The 16,892-nt window shown below is 56.7% G+C and carries 20 protein-coding genes and 4 pseudogenes; 12 read left to right on the top strand and 12 right to left on the bottom strand.

The features are described 5' to 3' along the window. Nucleotides 1-52: 52 nt before the first annotated feature. On the bottom strand, nucleotides 53-367 hold the full coding sequence (gene groES / locus A6U86_RS21570; RefSeq protein WP_068395124.1) for a co-chaperone GroES: 315 nt from the start codon (nucleotides 365-367) through the stop codon (nucleotides 53-55). Between the two features lie 274 nt (nucleotides 368-641). Between groES and A6U86_RS21565 the strand changes: the two genes are divergently transcribed. The 5 genes from A6U86_RS21565 to A6U86_RS21545 all read left to right on the top strand — a co-directional run bounded on the left by A6U86_RS21565 (nucleotide 642) and on the right by A6U86_RS21545 (nucleotide 2,601). Then, nucleotides 642-914 carry an usg protein gene (locus tag A6U86_RS21565; protein ID WP_068395068.1) on the top strand — a complete coding sequence of 91 codons (273 nt, stop codon included), beginning with the start codon at nucleotides 642-644 and terminating at the stop codon, nucleotides 912-914. A 93-nt stretch (nucleotides 915-1,007) separates the two neighbouring features. After that, the gene (locus tag A6U86_RS21560) at nucleotides 1,008-1,298 is read left to right on the top strand and encodes a hypothetical protein (RefSeq protein WP_068395065.1); all 291 of its coding nucleotides are present in this window, start codon (nucleotides 1,008-1,010) and stop codon (nucleotides 1,296-1,298) included. A gap of 166 nt (nucleotides 1,299-1,464) precedes the next feature. Continuing rightward, on the top strand, nucleotides 1,465-1,938 hold the full coding sequence (locus A6U86_RS21555; RefSeq protein ID WP_068395063.1) for an Hsp20 family protein: 474 nt from the start codon (nucleotides 1,465-1,467) through the stop codon (nucleotides 1,936-1,938). 78 nt (nucleotides 1,939-2,016) lie between these two features. Continuing rightward, nucleotides 2,017-2,316, top strand: coding sequence for a DUF982 domain-containing protein (locus A6U86_RS21550; protein ID WP_068395061.1), 300 nt, complete (start codon nucleotides 2,017-2,019; stop codon nucleotides 2,314-2,316). A gap of 9 nt (nucleotides 2,317-2,325) precedes the next feature. Then, nucleotides 2,326-2,601 (top strand): hypothetical protein, encoded by a 276-nt coding sequence (locus A6U86_RS21545; protein ID WP_068395059.1) that lies wholly within the window; start codon nucleotides 2,326-2,328, stop codon nucleotides 2,599-2,601. Nucleotides 2,602-2,664: 63 nt separating this feature from the next. On the opposite strand, the gene A6U86_RS21540 is transcribed toward A6U86_RS21545, so the two are convergent. Next, nucleotides 2,665-3,117, bottom strand: coding sequence for an amidase family protein (locus A6U86_RS21540; RefSeq protein WP_244510050.1), 453 nt, complete (start codon nucleotides 3,115-3,117; stop codon nucleotides 2,665-2,667). Between the two features lie 27 nt (nucleotides 3,118-3,144). Here A6U86_RS21540 and dnaE2 point away from each other — a divergent pair. Continuing rightward, nucleotides 3,145-3,506 (top strand): annotated as a pseudogene (gene dnaE2, locus A6U86_RS21535) (error-prone DNA polymerase); the annotation flags it as partial. An 84-nt stretch (nucleotides 3,507-3,590) separates the two neighbouring features. On the opposite strand, the gene A6U86_RS21530 reads toward dnaE2, so the two are convergent. The 3 genes from A6U86_RS21530 to A6U86_RS21525 form a co-directional block, all read right to left on the bottom strand. After that, nucleotides 3,591-4,370 (bottom strand): sulfite exporter TauE/SafE family protein, encoded by a 780-nt coding sequence (locus A6U86_RS21530; protein WP_068395123.1) that lies wholly within the window; start codon nucleotides 4,368-4,370, stop codon nucleotides 3,591-3,593. Continuing rightward, the gene (locus A6U86_RS34840; RefSeq protein ID WP_244510048.1) at nucleotides 4,367-4,579 is read right to left on the bottom strand and encodes a DUF1127 domain-containing protein; all 213 of its coding nucleotides are present in this window, start codon (nucleotides 4,577-4,579) and stop codon (nucleotides 4,367-4,369) included. Before A6U86_RS34840 ends, A6U86_RS21530 begins: the two co-directional genes overlap by 4 nt. 97 nt (nucleotides 4,580-4,676) lie before the next feature. Further along, on the bottom strand, nucleotides 4,677-5,966 hold the full coding sequence (locus A6U86_RS21525; RefSeq protein WP_068395121.1) for an epoxide hydrolase family protein: 1,290 nt from the start codon (nucleotides 5,964-5,966) through the stop codon (nucleotides 4,677-4,679). Nucleotides 5,967-6,151: 185 nt separating this feature from the next. Here A6U86_RS21525 and A6U86_RS21520 point away from each other — a divergent pair, with 185 nt between their 5' ends. After that, a complete protein-coding gene (locus tag A6U86_RS21520; RefSeq protein WP_068395056.1) occupies nucleotides 6,152-7,495 on the top strand; it encodes a PLP-dependent aminotransferase family protein in 1,344 nt (447 codons plus the stop codon). 66 nt (nucleotides 7,496-7,561) lie between these two features. Here the strand turns inward: A6U86_RS21520 and A6U86_RS34835 are convergent. Then, nucleotides 7,562-7,816: pseudogene (locus tag A6U86_RS34835) on the bottom strand (transposase); the annotation flags it as partial. 40 nt (nucleotides 7,817-7,856) lie between these two features. Continuing rightward, nucleotides 7,857-8,571 (bottom strand): annotated as a pseudogene (locus tag A6U86_RS21510) (IS6 family transposase). Between the two features lie 51 nt (nucleotides 8,572-8,622). Between A6U86_RS21510 and A6U86_RS21505 the strand changes: the two are divergent. Together A6U86_RS21505 and A6U86_RS21500 are read left to right on the top strand one after the other, a co-directional pair. After that, a pseudogene (locus A6U86_RS21505) lies at nucleotides 8,623-8,763 on the top strand (Ku protein); the annotation flags it as partial. After that, nucleotides 8,760-9,032 carry a hypothetical protein gene (locus A6U86_RS21500; protein WP_068395051.1) on the top strand — a complete coding sequence of 91 codons (273 nt, stop codon included), beginning with the start codon at nucleotides 8,760-8,762 and terminating at the stop codon, nucleotides 9,030-9,032. The pseudogene A6U86_RS21505 and the gene A6U86_RS21500, both read left to right, overlap by 4 nt. A 42-nt stretch (nucleotides 9,033-9,074) precedes the next feature. Here the strand turns inward: A6U86_RS21500 and A6U86_RS21495 are convergent, their stop codons facing one another. Next, nucleotides 9,075-9,380, bottom strand: coding sequence for a putative quinol monooxygenase (locus tag A6U86_RS21495; RefSeq protein WP_068395119.1), 306 nt, complete (start codon nucleotides 9,378-9,380; stop codon nucleotides 9,075-9,077). Nucleotides 9,381-10,727: 1,347 nt separating this feature from the next. On the opposite strand from A6U86_RS21495, the gene A6U86_RS21480 reads away from it, so the two are divergent. After that, nucleotides 10,728-10,928 carry a hypothetical protein gene (locus A6U86_RS21480; protein WP_068395047.1) on the top strand — a complete coding sequence of 67 codons (201 nt, stop codon included), beginning with the start codon at nucleotides 10,728-10,730 and terminating at the stop codon, nucleotides 10,926-10,928. A 314-nt stretch (nucleotides 10,929-11,242) separates the two neighbouring features. Here A6U86_RS21480 and A6U86_RS21475 read toward each other — a convergent pair whose 3' ends face one another. From A6U86_RS21475 to A6U86_RS21460, 3 genes are all read right to left on the bottom strand, one after another. Then, the gene (locus tag A6U86_RS21475; RefSeq protein WP_068395046.1) at nucleotides 11,243-12,220 is read right to left on the bottom strand and encodes a 3'-5' exonuclease; all 978 of its coding nucleotides are present in this window, start codon (nucleotides 12,218-12,220) and stop codon (nucleotides 11,243-11,245) included. Between the two features lie 1,060 nt (nucleotides 12,221-13,280). Then, on the bottom strand, nucleotides 13,281-13,886 hold the full coding sequence (locus A6U86_RS35270) for a hypothetical protein (protein WP_141683780.1): 606 nt from the start codon (nucleotides 13,884-13,886) through the stop codon (nucleotides 13,281-13,283). Between the two features lie 147 nt (nucleotides 13,887-14,033). Then, nucleotides 14,034-14,465 (bottom strand): hypothetical protein, encoded by a 432-nt coding sequence (locus A6U86_RS21460; protein ID WP_068395040.1) that lies wholly within the window; start codon nucleotides 14,463-14,465, stop codon nucleotides 14,034-14,036. Nucleotides 14,466-15,266: 801 nt separating this feature from the next. Here A6U86_RS21460 and A6U86_RS35480 point away from each other — a divergent pair. Both A6U86_RS35480 and A6U86_RS21450 read left to right on the top strand, forming a co-directional pair. Next, the gene (locus A6U86_RS35480) at nucleotides 15,267-15,467 is read left to right on the top strand and encodes a DUF4167 domain-containing protein (RefSeq protein WP_158008772.1); all 201 of its coding nucleotides are present in this window, start codon (nucleotides 15,267-15,269) and stop codon (nucleotides 15,465-15,467) included. Continuing rightward, on the top strand, nucleotides 15,464-16,516 hold the full coding sequence (locus A6U86_RS21450; protein WP_068395037.1) for a fatty acid desaturase: 1,053 nt from the start codon (nucleotides 15,464-15,466) through the stop codon (nucleotides 16,514-16,516). Before A6U86_RS35480 ends, A6U86_RS21450 begins: the two co-directional genes overlap by 4 nt. A gap of 164 nt (nucleotides 16,517-16,680) precedes the next feature. Here A6U86_RS21450 and A6U86_RS35775 read toward each other — a convergent pair. After that, nucleotides 16,681-16,892 (bottom strand): hypothetical protein (locus A6U86_RS35775; protein WP_206744089.1); only part of this gene is annotated, 212 nt, incomplete at its 5' end.

Here is a 16,892-nt window from a genome sequence, read left to right as displayed (position 1 = left end):
TTGTTCACTCCTTCAATAGGCAGCTTTTTGACTGATGGGCGGTGGTGCGTGACTACGCGGCCCGCTTCTGCTCGGCCTGAGCTTCGATAACGCCCAGGACGTCGCTTTCCTTCATGATCAGCAGGTCTTCACCGTTGATCTTGATTTCGGTGCCGGACCATTTGCCGAACAGAATTCGGTCGCCGGCCTTGACGTCGAGCGCCTGTATCAGACCGGCTTCGTTGCGCGCGCCAGAACCGACGGCGACGACTTCGCCTTCCTGCGGCTTTTCCTTGGCAGTGTCAGGGATGATGATCCCACCCTTGGTCTTTTCTTCGGATTCGACCCGGCGGACAAGAATGCGATCATGCAGCGGTCGGAACGACATGTTTTCCTCCATTGGACAAAAAAGATGACGCAAAATCCCCTACCGGACCGGGTGACCAATCCGGACGGGTGCGAACCTCACTCGAGCGTTCGCGGGGAAAATTTATTTTTGAGATTTTACGATTTCAAGAGGGCGGTGCAGAAAAATTAGCACTCGCTTCTGTTTGCTGCTAAAACACTGTAATAGCGTGGTAAATGGCATGTTATTGCGATATGATGTTGAAGTCGATCGACAATTTCTGCATCATTTCCGCGTCACCTAACGGAGATGATGCATGCGATTTTCTTCTGATATCGAGCGACAGCTCAACGGCTACGGACTGATGACCGCCCACATTCTCTACCGCATTCCCGACTTCGAGTCCGTCCTCCAGACGTATGTCTGGCAGGATTACGATCTCGCCCCGGATTTCCCTGAAATGCGCAAATTCCTGGATTTCTGGCAAACCTCCCTCGATGGGCCACTGCACTCGGTTCGCTACAGTCACCAGCGCCTGATCGGGCCCAACGAATGGCGGCGTGTCGATGGCGAGTTCAAGCTGCACTGAGGCTTGAATCTGGCTTTTTCGCTTCCTAGCTCACCCGGCGACCGGGGCTTAATCAGCCCGATCGCTTTCCACGTCTGTATGGAGTGAGACCACATGGAAGAGAACATCAAAATCATTAGAAGCGTCAGTATCCCGGAGAGGGAAGAGATTATCACCGATTTTGCCCGATGGCTCGAGACAGCTTCGCAAGATGCGCTTGTCTATGGCGAAGGGCCTTTCGCGTTGATGTCGGCCAATATGGCGAACGCGATGCGCACAAATGCCGACGAACTGGCGCGCAACAATCCCGAAACGACTGAACGGGTATTGCAGCAAGCCTGCGCGATGATCTCGCAGTTCAAGGCGGCATACCCGCATCGCGTTCTCAGTCGCTCATTGCATTGACGATTGGGCAACTTACGGTCAGCGAAAAAAATTGCGCAGCCGATCTTGAAACGGAAAATCGCCAAAACCAAATCGATTGCCGCTAGTCGCTGATACAGGGCTGGCTTCGCTGGGAGTGCCGCTTTTGGCATTCCCGTACCCATGTTGCTTCAAGGAGGATATGGTTATGGCAACATCTTACGACTACGCGCCTTTGTTCCGCTCGAGCGTTGGTTTCGACCGGATCTTCAATCTTCTGGAAAACGCCCAGCGCGCCCGGTCGATCAACGACTGGCCGCCTTATGACATCGTCAAGAGCGATGACGACACCTACCGGATCTCGATTGCGGTGGCTGGATTTGCACAGGACGATCTCGATATCACCTTCCAGTCCAATCTGCTGACCGTCACCGGTAAAAAGCAGGAGACACCAGCCGATGGCTACCTGCATCGAGGCATTGCCGGACGCCCGTTCGAACACCGGTTCGAGCTGGCCGACCACGTGCGGGTGAATGGAGCGGAGTTGAGCAACGGTCTTCTCTCGATCGAGCTGATCCGTGAGATCCCTGAAGCGTTGAAGCCCAGGAAAATCTCGATCCAGAGCACACCTACGCTGACGTCGACGGCTCCGGCGCAGATCGAAGCGCAGAAGGCGGCTTGATCTTGAAGTTCATCCAGTCAGTCAGGGGCGCCATGGCGATGGCGCCCGTCACCATTCCGGGTTGGGAAGGAGAGAGCGATGAAACCCGATATGTTCAGAAAACCTGTCACTATCCTCGTCGGCTTGGGCTACCCTGCGGAGGTTCGCGGCGTACTAGATGCCTACCGACACCTGGTCGAATGGCCGGTATTGTTAAGAGACGCGGCGCATTCGCTTGCCCTGAAAGCCTGCCAGGCGGCACTTCGTGGCGAGATCGAAGCGGAAACGGCGCGTGGTCTCTTCGCAGCATTTGCAGAAATGCATGAACTTCTTGCACCTGATACATCTGCGGTGGTGGCGTCTCGCTTGCGGAGCGATCGCGATCCCCACGTGCAGTGAGGTCTTTCCATGAAAGACATATTGCAGACTATGCTCGACAGTGCAATCGCCCATGGGCCGAGCGTCTTGCTCGAAGGCAATCAGCTTCGACGGCCGATTGACGTCCTGAACGCGCCGGCCCTGGCTACTGATGACAAGCGGGCGATACTGGCTGCTTGGGCATCTGATCGCTACGCGGTTCACTCGAAACCACCACTTCGGCAGTTGCCTGGAACTCCAGAGCCGGTCTCGATTGACGAGATCCAGTCGGTGCTGACTGAGATAGACAGGCGATATAGCTATTGACGTCACTAAAATGCACGGCGTCCCCTTTTGAGGAGGCCGCGCATAGGAACGACCTTGCTTGGTTTAAAGGATTGGGTGCATCGCTCGTGTCGAGCTGACGTTTTCAAGCAGGGATGCGATGTGAAGGATTGTCGATTCAGCCTGCCACTTGCCGACGATCTGGACCTTGATCGGCAATCCTTCCTTGCTTGTTCCAAACCGCATTGAGGTGCCTGGAAGACCCGTGACATTGAGAGGCACGGTAGCGCCCTGGAGATAAGTTGCGTCGACTGTCTGGCTGTCGATTACAAATTCCTCGACGCCATGCTTATGAGCTGGAATTGGCAAGATATGGGTGATGAGCGCGTCGTAGCATGAGAAGTAATCGGCATAGCCATCACGCAGCCGCTCGGCGGCCTGTTCGGCGTCGATATAGTCATCCATGAAAGTGTCGGGCAGGGACAGCATTGTTTCTGCCATCTTGTAAAGAACGTCTTCTCGACGACCAGCGGTCGCCTCGCGGAAGGCTGGCTTCATCTCCATTACGTGGAGATGGTTGAAAACGTCATGTTCATCACCATCGAGGACGAGACCGGTCCCGCCACGTAGTATGGCCTTCGCTGTTCGAGAAGCGCCGGCGCGTGGTGCTGGGATCTTCGATGATGGCGATCAATGGGCGTATCCAGCGAGAAGGGGAGGTCATGCACCTCGTCGCAAAGCAGCTGTCCGATCTGTCGGGGGACTTTGTCGGGCTAGCTGACCGGGATACTGAGTTCAGACGGCCGTCCGGACGAGGCGATGAATTTGCCCATGGTCGCGTTGAGCCGGATTCTCGGGATCGGCCAAAGCCGGTCGTCCCGCGGGACCTATTCACGCTGGATCTTCATATCGATACGCTGAAGGTGAAGGTCCGGAATTTTCATTGATTTGCGGTTGGTGAAACTTCAGGTCTGAGGTTCGTATCCGTTCAATATCACAATCACGACTTTCGCCCTGGACGAATAATAGGCTCACACCATAAATCCGGAAACGCCGTCCCATAATAGTTTCGCCGCCGTCAGAACCAGCAGCCCATAGCAGGCGCTATAAACCTGGCGCTGATCCAGTTTCCCATGAAGCCGCCAGCCCAGCCACACGCCGCTTGGAACGGCGAGCAGGCAGACCAGCATCAATATCCACACAGTCATGGTCGGTTTTGCCAGCAGCAGCCACGGCACGGCTTTGATCGCATTGCCGACGGTGAAAAAAAGGCTCGTCGTTCCCGCATAGATTTCCTTGCTGAGGCCGAGGGGCAGCAGATACATAGCAAGCGGCGGTCCGCCCGAGTGCGCCACCATGGTAGTGATCCCCGAGGCGAGGCCGGCGCCGACGGCCTTCGGCGTCGATCGCGGGCGTGTCCTCACCGTGGCGCCTCCAGCAAGCCACAGACCGACAAAAATCAGGGTGGTCACGGCCATCACGATCGAGATGGCACGGTGGTCAAGGAAGCGGAACAATAGATATCCGAGCCCGATGCCGAATATGAGGCCCGGCAGCAGCAGTACCAGGTCCGGCCTCGACCAACTCGAACGTTTCCAGTACCGGAGCGCATAGAGATCCATTGCGACAAACAACGGCGCAAGAAGGCCGCCGGCCGTGACCGGATCCATGACGATCGACAGCAGAGGAATGCCGACGATGGCGAATCCGCCGCCGAATGCTCCCTTCATGAAACAGATCAGGAATACACCGGCAAAAGCGACAAGGATCGTTGTTGCCGTCAATTCCGGCACAACCGAGGCAGCCATCATCGTACCCTCGCCCGACTGGGAGCGGCGATGCAGCCGCAAACCGCCGCTTCGATGTCGCAAGGCGCAAGGCCAATATCTCTCAGCGCATCATCGTTGAGTTCGCGAAGGCTCTTGATGGAGGCCCGGCGGATGAAATAGCGTCTCAGCCTTGTGCAAAGGCTAGCCGTGGGGGCGTTAGCCCCCTCTGCATGAACGAGGATTGCAAACAAGTCCGTTCTCCGACTTTGCTGTGTGGCATTGCGAAATCGTCACCACGGCGCCTGCCAGCGGGGCGTGCGTCCCGCTGGCAGCGGCATGTGAAAGTGTTCAACGCAACGTGTGGAAGGTCGCGCGCAACTCTTCAGCAAGGATTTGCGGCTGTTCCCAGGTGGCGAAATGACCACCCTTGGGCAGGCGGTTGTAGTGGATGAGATTGGTATAGGCCTTGCGCGTCCAGCTTTCCGGCGCGGTATAGATCTCGTCGGGAAATGCGCTCACTCCCATCGGCAACTCGACACCCTTGGGAGCAAAGAAGGCAAGCTTGCTTTCCCAGTAGAGGCGCGCCGACGAAACGGCTGTATTGGTCAGCCAGTAGAGGGTGATATTGTCGAGAATATCTTCACGCGTCAGCCCTTCGTGGGCACCGTCGAAAACCTGCGTGATCAGGGCGCGGCTGCGATCGTCATGGTCAAGCATCCAGGCCGCCAGGCCGATCGGGGAATCCGCGAGCGCATAAAGCGTCTGCGGCCGGTTCGCCATTTCTTGGGCGTAGCCGAGTCCGTGTTTATAGAAGAAGACAAGCTGGTCCCAGGCATAGCGCTCGTCGGCCGAAAGATCGGCCGGTGCCGGACCATCAGGCAGGAGCTTTGCGATCTCGTCCGGGATGGTGGCAGGCATGTTGGTGTGGACACCGATCAACCCCGAAGGCTTGAGAAGTGCCATCTGTTCGGTGACTGCATTGCCCCAGTCGCCACCCTGGGCGACATATTTCGTATAACCGAGGCGCCGCATCAGCTCGACCCATGCGCGCGCGATACGCTGGGGATCCCATCCGATCGCCGCCGGCTTGCCCGAAAAACCGTAGCCCGGAAGCGAGGGGATGACGACATCGAACGCATCGGCCGCCGTGCCGCCATGCGCGGTCGGGTTGGTAAGCGGGTCGATGATCTTCAGCTGCTCGATGATTGAGCCCGGCCAGCCATGGGTGATGATCATTGGAAGGGCGTTTGGATGCTTTGATTTCACATGGATGAAGTGAATGTCCAGCCCGTCAATCTCAGCGATGAAATTCGGCCAGGCGTTGAGCGCCTTTTCTGCCCTGCGCCAGTCGTGATGATGCGCCCAATAGTCGGCGAGCTTCTGCATGGTCGCGAGGTTGACGCCTTGCGAGGCGTCTGGCACCGTTTCGCGTTCCGGCCATCTCGTTGCACGAATGCGTGCCTGGAGATCGGCCAGCGCCTCGTTCGAGGCGTGGAAAGTGAATGGACGGATCCCAATGGGGGCGGCCTGGGCGCTGGATTGCGCGTAGGCGGCGAGCGGGTTGGTCAAGGCGACTACGCCAAGCAACGACGAGGCCAGGAAATCGCGACGGCCGATCTTGCTCTCAATGTCAGACATGCTCTTTCGCCTGTTGGACGAGAGAACGACGACATCGATCCTAGCCATGTGAAGACGCTCGTCGAACGAGCCTCCTGCATATCAGGGTGGGAACCGTCGCCGTTTCCGGTACAATGTATTTGATGAAGATAGGATGTTCCGATATGTTACTCGGTGCAATAAAAACATTGCACTCGGAGCAATAAATGTCGAAATCCGAATATCTGAAGCTGGCTGACATTATCGCCGCGGAAATAGCCGACGGCAGGCTCAAGCCGGGCGAACGGCTGCCTCCGCAGCGCAGCTTCGCCTATCAACGCAACATCGCCGTCTCGACGGCAAGCCGCGTCTACACCGAGCTGTTGCGCCGCGGCCTCGTCGTCGGCGAAGTCGGCAGAGGCACCTTCATTTCCGGTGACGCCAGGCGCGGCGTGGCAGCGACAAGTGAACCGCGTGGCATCCGGATCGACCTTGAGTTCAATTACCCGATGCTTCCCGATCAGACCGCGCTCATCGCCAAAAGCCTCGATGGACTTGAGAAGGCGGCCGCGCTCGACTCGGCATTGAGGCAGGCCATCAGCATCGGATCGCCGGCGATCCGAAGCATTGCGGCCACTTACATGTCACAAGGCGGATGGTCTCCCGCACCAGACCAATTCGTATTCACCGGGAACGGGCGACAGAGTATTGCCGCAGCACTTGCTGCAATCGTTCCGACCGGCGGCCGCTGTGGTGTGGAGGCTTTGACCTATCCCTTCATCAAAGGTATTGCGGCCCGCTTGGGTATCGCGCTGGTTCCGCTGGCGATGGACGAAGGCGGTGTGCGGCCAGACGCGGTGGAAAAAGCCCATCGCGAAGCGCATCTCTCGGCCATTTACATTCAGCCTGCGATCCAGAATCCGTTGGGCGTGACGATGACTTCGGCACGTCGCGCAGATCTCTTACGCACCGTCGAGAAGCTGGGTCTTCCAATCATCGAGGACCATGTCTATGGCTTCCTCGACGAAGGGCCGCCCCTTGCCGCGCTCGCGCCGGACACCTGTATTGTCATCGACAGCCTATCCAAGAAAGTCGCTCCGGGTCTGACGCTGGGCTTCATCATCGTGCCGCAGCGGTTGCGCGAAAGTGTGATCACCTCGGTGCGTTCGGGCGGATGGACCGCGTCGGGATTTGCCTTTGCCGCCGCGCAGCGCTTGATTAGCGATGGCACGGTCGAGGAGCTGACGAGGCTGAAGCGTCTTGACGCGCGGGCGCGTCAGAAACTGGCGGCTGATCGCCTTTCCGGTTTTGAAATCCAGACCAATGGGAAATGCTACCATCTGTGGCTGATGTTGCCAGCGCACTGGCGCTCCCAAAGTTTCGTTGCTGCGGCCGCCAGGCGCGACATTGCATTGACACCATCTACCACCTTCGCCGTGACGCCCGGCCATGCCCCGAACGCCGTCAGGCTTGCGCTGGCGGCACCTTCAATGGACCAGCTCGACAGCGCCCTACGTACGTTGGCAGCGATGCTGAATGTCGGAGAGGACGACTTTGATTCAACAGAATGACGAAAGTGAAATTGCAGTGGCAAAGCGCCTTCCCCGGTGTCATTTGGCAGTTAATAGGGTTCTTCCTCAATTTCTGTGATTCAGGGGCATCATTCTCGCCCTCATCAGTTCCGGGCCGGCGCGACCGTACATTACTCGCTTCAGTACCTTGAGGCGGTTGATCTGACCTTCGGCTTGACCGTTGCTCCAGGGGAGTTCGATTGCATTTCTTACGGCATCAATATCACGGCGCAGAACGCTGGCGAAACGCATGATTGCCGTGAGCTCGGTGTCGATGGCATCGTCGATCCATTCATCCAGTGCCTGCGGGGGACGTCGCCTTAAGCTGGGACAGGGTGCGCGTCTGGCATCGTGTCAGCCTTTACGCGTTGATTAACATAGTGATCTGCCGCCATGTTGCGTTGGCGTTGGAGCGAAGCTGGCGGTGATCTGCTGCGGTCAGGTGTTTGCGGTGAAGAAGAAAGAGATTGGCGATCTGGCCGTGAGTTGTAACGATACGCTGGCATTGCCGCGCTGACTTGAAGCGCATCATGCGCCGTTCCCGTCGTCGCACGGGAAGATGTGAATTCTCGGCGCGGTTGTTGATGCCCTTATGTGACCGATGCTCGACGCCCGGCATCAATTCGGACTTGGCGGCAGAGTAGGACCGCAGCTTGTCGGTGATCATAACCCGTGGGGTGGTACCCTGACCCTTGAGCAGTGTGCGCATCAGCCGGAGGGCGGCTCGCTTGTTTCCCCGGCTTTGCAGCAGGGCGTCGAGGGACGTAACCGTTTGCATCGACTGCCCGCCACAGCCAGAATATCTTCCCCTTGATCGTCACCACCATTTCGTCGAGCTGCCATTTATCAGCAAATTGACCGCGGGACCGTCGACGAAGCTGATGAGCGAATTTGAGGCCGAACTTCGCAGCCCATTCCGAGACGGTCTGAAACGAGACCTCAATGCCGCGCTCGGCCAGCAGATCTTCGACGTCTCGAAAGCTGAGTGGAAACCGGTAATAGAGCCAGACCGCATAGGCGATGATCTCGGCGGGAAAACGGTGGCGTCTGAAATGAGCAGCAGAGATTTCGGTCATTGCCACCAATACCAAACCGTTCACAACAGAGACGTTAATCCGACGCCACCGATCGAAGAGAAGAAGAAGGCCCTGAAGCCGAAAAAGAAGACCGCGAAGGCAAAGGAAGCCCCGGCCTCCAACGTCATCAACATCATGGACGCGTTGCGGAAGAGCGTCGCCGACGAACTCAAAAGCAGGAAGGCGGGATGATGTCGAACGACGGCGAAATTCAGCTCTGCGAGCCGGCACCCTTCCTGTACTTTGAGAACGGTCAGATGGCTGTGACCGACGGCGCGTCCGTCTGGCTTGTGATCGTCACCTGCGGAGCCATCAAGGCCACGGCATCCCCGCCGGAAATGTCGCTTCGACGGCTCGTTCGTTTTGCCGAGTATTATTGCGACCTGGCCCCAGTTGCGATCCGCCGGGGCGAAGGCATCCATGGCAAGGTCTGGGTGACCGAGGCGACGGTCCTCGACTAAGAGCTACGGCTCTTTTTCGTCAGTACTTTGAGGTTCTGGCGCTCATGGCCGCTTGTCGGCGAGGATAGCCAACTTATGGATCTGTGGCGGCTTGGCAAACAGATCTCCTTCCTCTGCCCGGGCCATCAAGGCTGCAGCGACTTGGCCATTTAAGTGAGCATCTCTTCCATCCTCGTCGTCAAAAGTATCAAAGATCGCAAAGGAACTCAGACCTTCCTGGATCGCATACCAGGAGATCGTGCCTGGCTCCGCGTTGACGAGAGGTATTGCTGATCTGAGGAAATCGGCGACCTCCTGTTCCTTGCCGGGTTTTGCTTCAAGCGGAACGTAGAGCGCGAATTTGGTCATGACCGTCTCCATGGGCACCTGATCGTGCCGCAAGCTGCTATACCACATTTAGCCGCCGGATGTTTCGAGATCGGGCAAATAAAGAAGTCCATAGGAAAGCTCGGGTTGAACTAGGATGGCGAACCCCTCGGAATGGTTGGAAAATAAAGGTCGCGGATCAAAGCTCTTGAAGGGTATAGAACTCACGGCCTCCTGAAAGGCAGTAAATTATCGTCGCGTTTTTCAATTATAACAATTACTTAAGGCGCTTGAAAGCGATATCCACAATTATGGAACTTCATTCGCACCGAAGCTGCCACAGATTGGAGGGTTAGTGAAAACATTTAGAACCCTGTCCTGAGCTGCTTTCATAGCATGACGGTATTGTAAATATAGCATCGCTTCTATCGCCACGCCTCGATAATAAGTCGTTTGAAATTCGGCCCGGCGACTCCTATCTCTCTTCCTACTTTGGGAGAGACGATGCGAGACTTTGTGCACGCGACATTCGGTTCGGTTGAGCTCGATATTATTAGCCAAGCCCTCGAAGAATGGCGGCGTTCAATTGGCGTTGGCCGAGACACGCCGGAATATGAACTCGCAGCGGCCACCATCGTCACCCTCTTCAGAGAGGGCAATCGCACGCTTCCAGAGCTTCAAGCGTCGATTGCCGGCCATCGATGGCTTTCCGGAGACGCCATGGAATTGGCGCGAAGCTCGCCGCGTTCAGAAAGCACGGATTGACAGCAAATGTCGGCATTCATGGCCGCCGAACGATCGAGGGCCGCGTGAACCGCCGATGCCTTCAAGAAGAAGGCGACAGATCACCCTTCTCATGTAGTTCGTCAGTATGAAGAGAAGGACAGCGCTTAGGCGCAGTCATTGCAGTCGCCTGGTCAATTAATCGACTTCGCAAGCAACTTAGCAACCCGCACCTCTGGCCGCACAGGATTTTCGTGGCGCCCGGACAATGACCCGATGATGACGGCAACGGCCGCAACCACGACGTAGATGATGGTCCCCTTAGGCTTTCGGTCCGACATGCAGTGCCTTGTCGACTCTAGCGAACGCGATTGCTCAGGCATCTTGATCCTTTGGCATTGAAGGGCGCCTATGTAGTCCATCACCGACACCTAATAAATACTCAGATTCGCGTGCCTCCTTTGCAAGGAGCGAATATCGGGAGATCATTCCACGAGGTTGGATCGGCAGCCTGAGCTTCTCACGCGGGCCTGTCTGACAGCAGCAAATATGGCTTAGGCACGATGCTCATAGGCGGCCAACTTGTTTGGCCTTGCGCGGAGAGCTGGGAATAGGGAAGACAGTGACCGGTAGCATCAATTCGCAGCCTTGAACAAGGAAAGAGCCATGGTGAAGCTCGCATATCTTTTAGGAGGGCTGCTCGTTCTGATCGGCCTCATCTGGATCGGTCAGGGTAGCGGGTATTTTCCGTATCCTGCCGAGAGTTTCATGATCGATCAGTCACCTTGGATTTATTGGGGTGCCCTGGTAGCCGTTTTCGGCGTCGCAGTGATCGTGATGGCGCGGTTCAAACGGCCGCTCCAATGACTACCTGTTGAATTCCATGTGCAACTCACCACTTTTTCCATTTTGTGATAACCCGAAATGGTTCAAAATAGTGGAGCACTTCATAGGCTTGCCTCCTCTCAGTGGGTCGGCGCCAGGCGGAAAAACGGGTCAAATCGTGACGAAACTCAACTCGATATGCTCGCTCAACGAATGCGCCGCCTCCGCTGCGACGCCGAATTGATCGTCTGCAACTGATTGTTCAAGCGCGCCATGGCTTTCCCCAACCGGGCGTACCGAAATAGCCGAGCGTCTGGCTGGAAACGCCGCGAGGGAACCGAGGGCCGCAACATCGCCTATCGCCGGCTTTTGAAGCGATCGAATGACGTCAACCGCTGGACCGGCGGATCGGCGTCCTCCCAATGGTAGATGTCCCTCCGCAGAAAGCGAATCTCTTCCTTCATCTCTTGTTCATCGACCTCGATCCACCATGATTTTGGTCGGCCGTCGGTCCCGTCTGACCAGCGGTAGCCCCTCGCCTTTAGATGGTCTTTCAAGTCAAACGGTGCGTTCTCCGCGAAGATGCGCATGCGCGAACGCTGGCTTGCGCGGTAAAGTTCGGCAAAGGGCGATGAACCTGCTCCACCACCCGAGGCGCCCAAAACCTCCAGCAAGGCAAAGCAGTCATCGACTGCACGATGCCCATCATGAAAATATCCGCTTTGACCGATAAGATAGCCAAGCTTGCTGCCCTCATAGCCCCTTGCACTCCAATCGATCTCGGAATTCGAGCAGGCCCAGGCCTTGCGAGCAAAAAGTGGCGACAACGCCTCACAGAACGGTCGGTCGAATGCGGCATTGTGGGCGATTGTGAGATCAGCAGGCTCCACGAGAGCCCTCACCGCGGACATGTCGATCATTTGGTCTCGGACCATTGCATCGGTTATTCCGGTCAAGCGGACAATCTCTGGCGGGATCGGAACGTTCGGCTGTTGTAGACCGCAGTAGAGGCCGGTGACGTCACCAATCTCTCCTTCGTCATTGAAGGTAAATGCAATCAGCCCAATCTCGATTACCTCGTCCTTTTTGGCATCGAGCCCGGTGGTCTCCGTATCGAGGATGATGCCTTTCAGCGGGTAACCTGCTCGGGGAGTTGTAGTAATCGCACGAGGCTCGAGCTTTCGCAGGATCTGATAGCGTCCAGTCGCCTCAAGGAGCCGCACCATCTCGGTCTCGTCTGGTAAACAGCCAGCCGATCGCAAACGCCCCGGCTTCGCACTCGCTGCGCCGGTAGGCTGTGCGGTCGCCGAGAACATGTCGAGCTGAGAGGTCATCGCGTTCCAATTGCTGAGAAGGCCAGACTCTAATGTTCGATTGCCCTCATGAAAAGAAGGCCAGCACCATGGATTGTCGATACCCACTGCTATTCGCGAAGAAAGCAAGGGATCACAAAGCAAGCTTCGATCTAGTTCATCGAGCAAAGCACGCGTCCGACGACTGTTTTGAGGGCTGCCGTCGGACGCTGCAATGTCCGGCCCGTGGGTGGCGTCCGGGCCGGTATTTGGGAGACTAGAGCCTACCATAGGTTTAGTGAACCTGCCCGGATGGGCAGGTTCTGCCGGCTCGCGCATTGCGCTTGCGAGAAAAGGAAACTGCAGTCGGGTACGAATTGTCGTTCGACGTGCGGTTGCGAGAGCACAGAGCTTTTTCCTGAGAGCACGATCCGATATCGCCGGGTTCTCCTCTTCGATCGCTAGTGAGGCCCGGTTCAAGAACTGTGCACAAAGAGATCCAGGGGCTGTCCGATAGCAAACCTTCCCCTATGTTCCATCACCTGACCAGCGAGGTGAGACGATGATCCCATTGACGAAACTGGAGCCCGATTGCTTTTATTGGGCTACCCCAAAGGCCGACCGCGGCGCAAAGGCCCAAGTCGTGCAGCTATCAACCATTTTCGGTGCGGAACCCGAATATTGGACGGTCGCTTGCCTCGGATCTGACGAGCATCGCATGCCGACGGACTTCGAATTCATTGCCAGGATCGTGCCACCGTCCTCTAGGTTCGCCATGGACGTTGCGGCCGAGTGAACACGCTAATGATCCATCGGGGAAGGATAGAGCTTCCTTTTGGGGTGCGTGCTTTTAGCCGCACGCGTTGCAGGCCACAGTCTGGGCACTACGGCGCAGGAGCGAAGAATAAGTCAACGAGATAACGGTGTCGCCTTCGTAAGCTAGCACCGATGATACTCCCCCAAGCAACGCGTGTTGCACACTCAGCCGAAGTCTTATTTCTCGATCAAGTGTGGAGATCGAACCTCCGTCATGGAGCGATCTCATCGCACTATCACCGCGGACTTTGTCAACAGGGCCTAATTTCCGACAACACTCAACGGCCTACGAGCGGTCGAAGCGCTCAAGCATTTTTCTGAGCTGGGCATTCTGCAGTCGCAGCTTTTGAGCCAGCTGATCTTTCAGTTGCTTGATGTCGTCGTCTAGATTTGCCGCCTCGTCAAAAAACGGATTTGTGGACACCGAAAGAGATTGTAGAGCGGGCTCTTTGCCGGCGGTCGCAGAATGCGACGCAGTCCGATTGACGCGAGCCTTGGTTGTGGGCTTCGAGGCTGTTCTCCGGGGCTTAGTGGACGGTTCAACAACTTCGCCCTCCGGCGCGAGGCTTGCCATACCGGTGACAAGCTGTGGATGCTCGTCAAGCGCCCCCACACTTGGCGCTTTTGCTTCAGCAATCGGCGATACTGGCTCTGGTGGTTCGACTTCTGTCGGGTTCGACGCAGTCATCTCCACTGGATCTGGAGATCTGCTGTCGTGATCGTGTTCTCCACCAAGGGTTGCTGTTTGCGAAACCGGCGATGGTTCGGATGGTGGCTGCAATTCAATTTCGACAGGCTTGCGATCGTTATCGCCTTCGCGGGTCTGGTCGGTCTTGTCGGCCGATTGTCGCCGTGACACTAACTGGGCAAGGAACTTCCATGGTGGTTTCATCGTGCTTCAACCTCGAGCAACAGGCGCCGCGACAAGGTCGCAACTCCAAAGCCGGGCTCGCGACACGAGCCAGGTCTTTTCCAAACTGTCCAGAAGCATACCGGCGAAAGCCGATGGCGCAACCGTCCGAATGTTTGTTATGATCGATTAGGACCCGAGACGCTTGCGTAGGTCAGCATTTTCCGCGCGCAGCTTTTCAGCCAGAGCCTTGCGAAGCTGCTTGTTTTCTTCCTCGAGCTGAAGGAGGTCTGCCATTTCATCGGCAGCCATAACCGTGACAGGCGCCTTCGCCGGCGCTTTGGCCGGGCTCGCTACCTTGGTCTTTATAGCGGCCTTGGCGCGGGTCTTTTTGGCGACCTTCGCGGCGGGTTCTTCGACGGCAACGGGCGCAGCTTCAACCTTGGTGGCGCGGGGCGCACGAACCTTCGGTGACTTCACAGCGGCGGCTGATGCCGACCGAGCCGCTTCAACTTCAGCTTTCGAACGGCGTGGTGCGCGCTGCTTTTTAACGGCCAGCGGTTCTGCCGCTACCGGTGCCAAAACCACGCTCGTCGCGCCTGTGTTATTCTCGTCAGCCATCGTCGTCTCCCTCTAAAGATGCTTTTGTTTTCAACCGTGCAAAAGCCGGTGTCAACATCGGCGCTGTGTCTCCGCTGCAGTTTGGCAGAAAACGCCCGAGATTTCGGGTAAAATGACTGGAGGTCACCGCCGTCCGAGCATACCGGAACGACTGTCCGTTAGCACCATAACGGAACTACTCGGGGCCGGAATTGACAGCACAGTGATTTCACCGTGGCTGCGTTTCCAGAGTAAATCTTATCAGCGATAACCCAGCTCAAATCGGGTGGGCGAGTGTCTATCATTCGATAAGTGCTGGGAACGGCCGAGATACGCTTGGCATCCCGGCCGAAATGAGGATTCTTATCTAGACGCATCCTAAGTCAGTGCTCACAGCGACATCGTAGTTGTGCGCAGTTGACTTTCTATCAGAGGCTCCGGCGGCGGCGCTCTAAAGCCCGCGTCTCAGAGCCCCGCCGTAATTGCGTTCTCGACCCGATATCACCACAATGTTGGCATAGGAACTAACGGCGGATGAGTACGTTACTCATCAACGATGCGAGCAACTGTCCCCGTCGCCGAGACATGCTCGAAGCTTCCAGTCAGCGATTTCGAATAGCCGCGGCCGAGTATTCTCGCTGCGCGGATCCTATAAAACATATCCAGAATAACGTAAATTCACGGCTCCAACGCCGTTGTTCCGCCCTACGCACGCAATCGCTCCCAACACGGCACACTTCCGCTGAAGCGTCTTTGAGCAGATCGATTAGGCACCAGTTATCAAAGCAATCAGGGATCGCTCCCAAAGGATTGGAAATTCCTATGAGCAGAAAAGGCATGGCCCGTAACGCGGCACGTGTAACAGCCTCGAGACAACATATGCTGGATCGATACAAACGGCACCTTCAGGCCGCGGCTTCGAAAATCGCCGCCGGTGATCGCGTCGGTGCGGAAAACGACTATCAACACGCCGAACATTTCTTCCGCTGCGCTGCCGAAGAGAAAGGCACCCATCGACTATGAACGCGATACTATTGGCCGACCACCCCGGCGGTGAAACTGAGAAAGCTTGGCTCAAGATTCTCTCGAACTATCGCAAGCCCGTCATAGGTCGAAGCCTTTACGAGCTGGCCGTGACATTGATCCCGTTTTTATTCTTTTGGGCTGCAGCTTGGGCTGCCGTGCATTATGGCTATTGGCTCGGCTTGATCCTCATCGTTCCGGCAGCAGGCTTTCTTTTGCGCCTGTTCATGCTGCAGCATGATTGCGGCCATGGTTCATTCTTCGGAGTGCGGCGATGGGATGACTGGACCGGCCGCGTGATTGGCGTTCTTACATTGACGCCCTATGACTACTGGCGTCGCGCCCATGCCGAACATCATGCTTCAGCCGGCAATCTCGATGAAAGGGGTGTCGGTGACATCACGACCCTCACTGTCGCCGAATATCGCGCGCTCACGCGTCGAGGAAAACTCGGCTACCGGCTCTACAGGCATCCCTTGGTGATGTTCGGTATCGGCCCCGCATTTCTTTTCTTATTCAAGCAGAGATTGCCTTTCGGCATGATGCGAGCTGGTGCGCTGCCCTGGATTTCAACCATGACAACCAACGCAGTCGCAGCGGCTATAGCAATTGCCCTGGTTTGGATTTTTGGTATCGCGCCGTTCTTGCTTGTTCACCTGCCAATCGTCCTGCTTGCCGGCTCGGGCGGCGTGTGGCTGTTCTATGTCCAGCATCAGTTTGAGGATACTCATTGGGCCAAGCCTCCAGAATGGTCTTTCCCCTATGCGGCCATGCATGGCGCCTCGCATTATGATTTACCGCGCCCGTTGCGCTGGATCACCGCCAATATCGGCATGCACCACCTCCATCATCTCTCCAGCCGCGTGCCGTTTTACAGATTGCCTGAAGTACTGCGTGACTACCCTGAACTGGCGAAGCTCGGCCGCATCAGCCTGCGCGATAGCCTTGGCTGCGTGAAACTCATTCTGTGGGACGAGACGACGCAGCGGTTGATATCGTTGCAAGAGGCAGAGGCGCGCCGTTCTCAACCGCCCGGATCGTTCTCTTGAGAGGACATCGTCATGGAAAGCTGATGCCGGTTTCATATTTATCGAGTTGGCGGATGATGATCGCGATCGGAAAGTTGTCGCAGACACTTCCATGGCCGACGCGAGGGCCAAGCGGCGTGGTTCCAATTACGAGAGGCGACCTGAGCGATAAGGAATGGCACAGATTAGAGCCATTCCTTTAGAGAGAAACAGTGACGTAAGCCGCGCCCCCAATCGATAGCCAGGCAAGAATTGAAGAGCAACGTCGCAGGCCCTCCGGCTATTTCGGGACCGATATATTTCAGCGCCAGCTTCTCGAATTGGCTCAAATTCCGACGAACGGCTGCAGCAATCTCCCGATAAAGCCACGGAAGTGGATTCGGCCTTCGATCGCTGC

It is taken from the genome of Rhizobium sp. AC27/96, from assembly GCF_001692325.1.
Lineage (GTDB): Bacteria > Pseudomonadota > Alphaproteobacteria > Rhizobiales > Rhizobiaceae > Rhizobium.
This window is presented reverse-complemented; position numbering and strand designations above follow the sequence as displayed.

Bases quoted from the DNA above. Each gene is read 5' to 3' on its own strand.
- groES (WP_068395124.1), bottom strand. From the start codon at position 367: ATGTCGTTCCGACCGCTGCATGATCGCATTCTTGTCCGCCGGGTCGAA.
- A6U86_RS21565 (WP_068395068.1), top strand. From the start codon at position 642: ATGCGATTTTCTTCTGATATCGAGCGACAGCTCAACGGCTACGGACTG.
- A6U86_RS21560 (WP_068395065.1), top strand. From the start codon at position 1,008: ATGGAAGAGAACATCAAAATCATTAGAAGCGTCAGTATCCCGGAGAGG.
- A6U86_RS21555 (WP_068395063.1), top strand. From the start codon at position 1,465: ATGGCAACATCTTACGACTACGCGCCTTTGTTCCGCTCGAGCGTTGGT.
- A6U86_RS21550 (WP_068395061.1), top strand. From the start codon at position 2,017: ATGAAACCCGATATGTTCAGAAAACCTGTCACTATCCTCGTCGGCTTG.
- A6U86_RS21545 (WP_068395059.1), top strand. From the start codon at position 2,326: ATGAAAGACATATTGCAGACTATGCTCGACAGTGCAATCGCCCATGGG.
- A6U86_RS21540 (WP_244510050.1), bottom strand. From the start codon at position 3,117: ATGAAGCCAGCCTTCCGCGAGGCGACCGCTGGTCGTCGAGAAGACGTT.
- A6U86_RS21530 (WP_068395123.1), bottom strand. From the start codon at position 4,370: ATGATGGCTGCCTCGGTTGTGCCGGAATTGACGGCAACAACGATCCTT.
- A6U86_RS21525 (WP_068395121.1), bottom strand. From the start codon at position 5,966: ATGTCTGACATTGAGAGCAAGATCGGCCGTCGCGATTTCCTGGCCTCG.
- A6U86_RS21520 (WP_068395056.1), top strand. From the start codon at position 6,152: ATGTCGAAATCCGAATATCTGAAGCTGGCTGACATTATCGCCGCGGAA.
- A6U86_RS21500 (WP_068395051.1), top strand. From the start codon at position 8,760: ATGATGTCGAACGACGGCGAAATTCAGCTCTGCGAGCCGGCACCCTTC.
- A6U86_RS21495 (WP_068395119.1), bottom strand. From the start codon at position 9,380: ATGACCAAATTCGCGCTCTACGTTCCGCTTGAAGCAAAACCCGGCAAG.
- A6U86_RS21480 (WP_068395047.1), top strand. From the start codon at position 10,728: ATGGTGAAGCTCGCATATCTTTTAGGAGGGCTGCTCGTTCTGATCGGC.
- A6U86_RS21475 (WP_068395046.1), bottom strand. From the start codon at position 12,220: ATGACCTCTCAGCTCGACATGTTCTCGGCGACCGCACAGCCTACCGGC.
- A6U86_RS35270 (WP_141683780.1), bottom strand. From the start codon at position 13,886: ATGAAACCACCATGGAAGTTCCTTGCCCAGTTAGTGTCACGGCGACAA.
- A6U86_RS21460 (WP_068395040.1), bottom strand. From the start codon at position 14,465: ATGGCTGACGAGAATAACACAGGCGCGACGAGCGTGGTTTTGGCACCG.
- A6U86_RS35480 (WP_158008772.1), top strand. From the start codon at position 15,267: ATGAGCAGAAAAGGCATGGCCCGTAACGCGGCACGTGTAACAGCCTCG.
- A6U86_RS21450 (WP_068395037.1), top strand. From the start codon at position 15,464: ATGAACGCGATACTATTGGCCGACCACCCCGGCGGTGAAACTGAGAAA.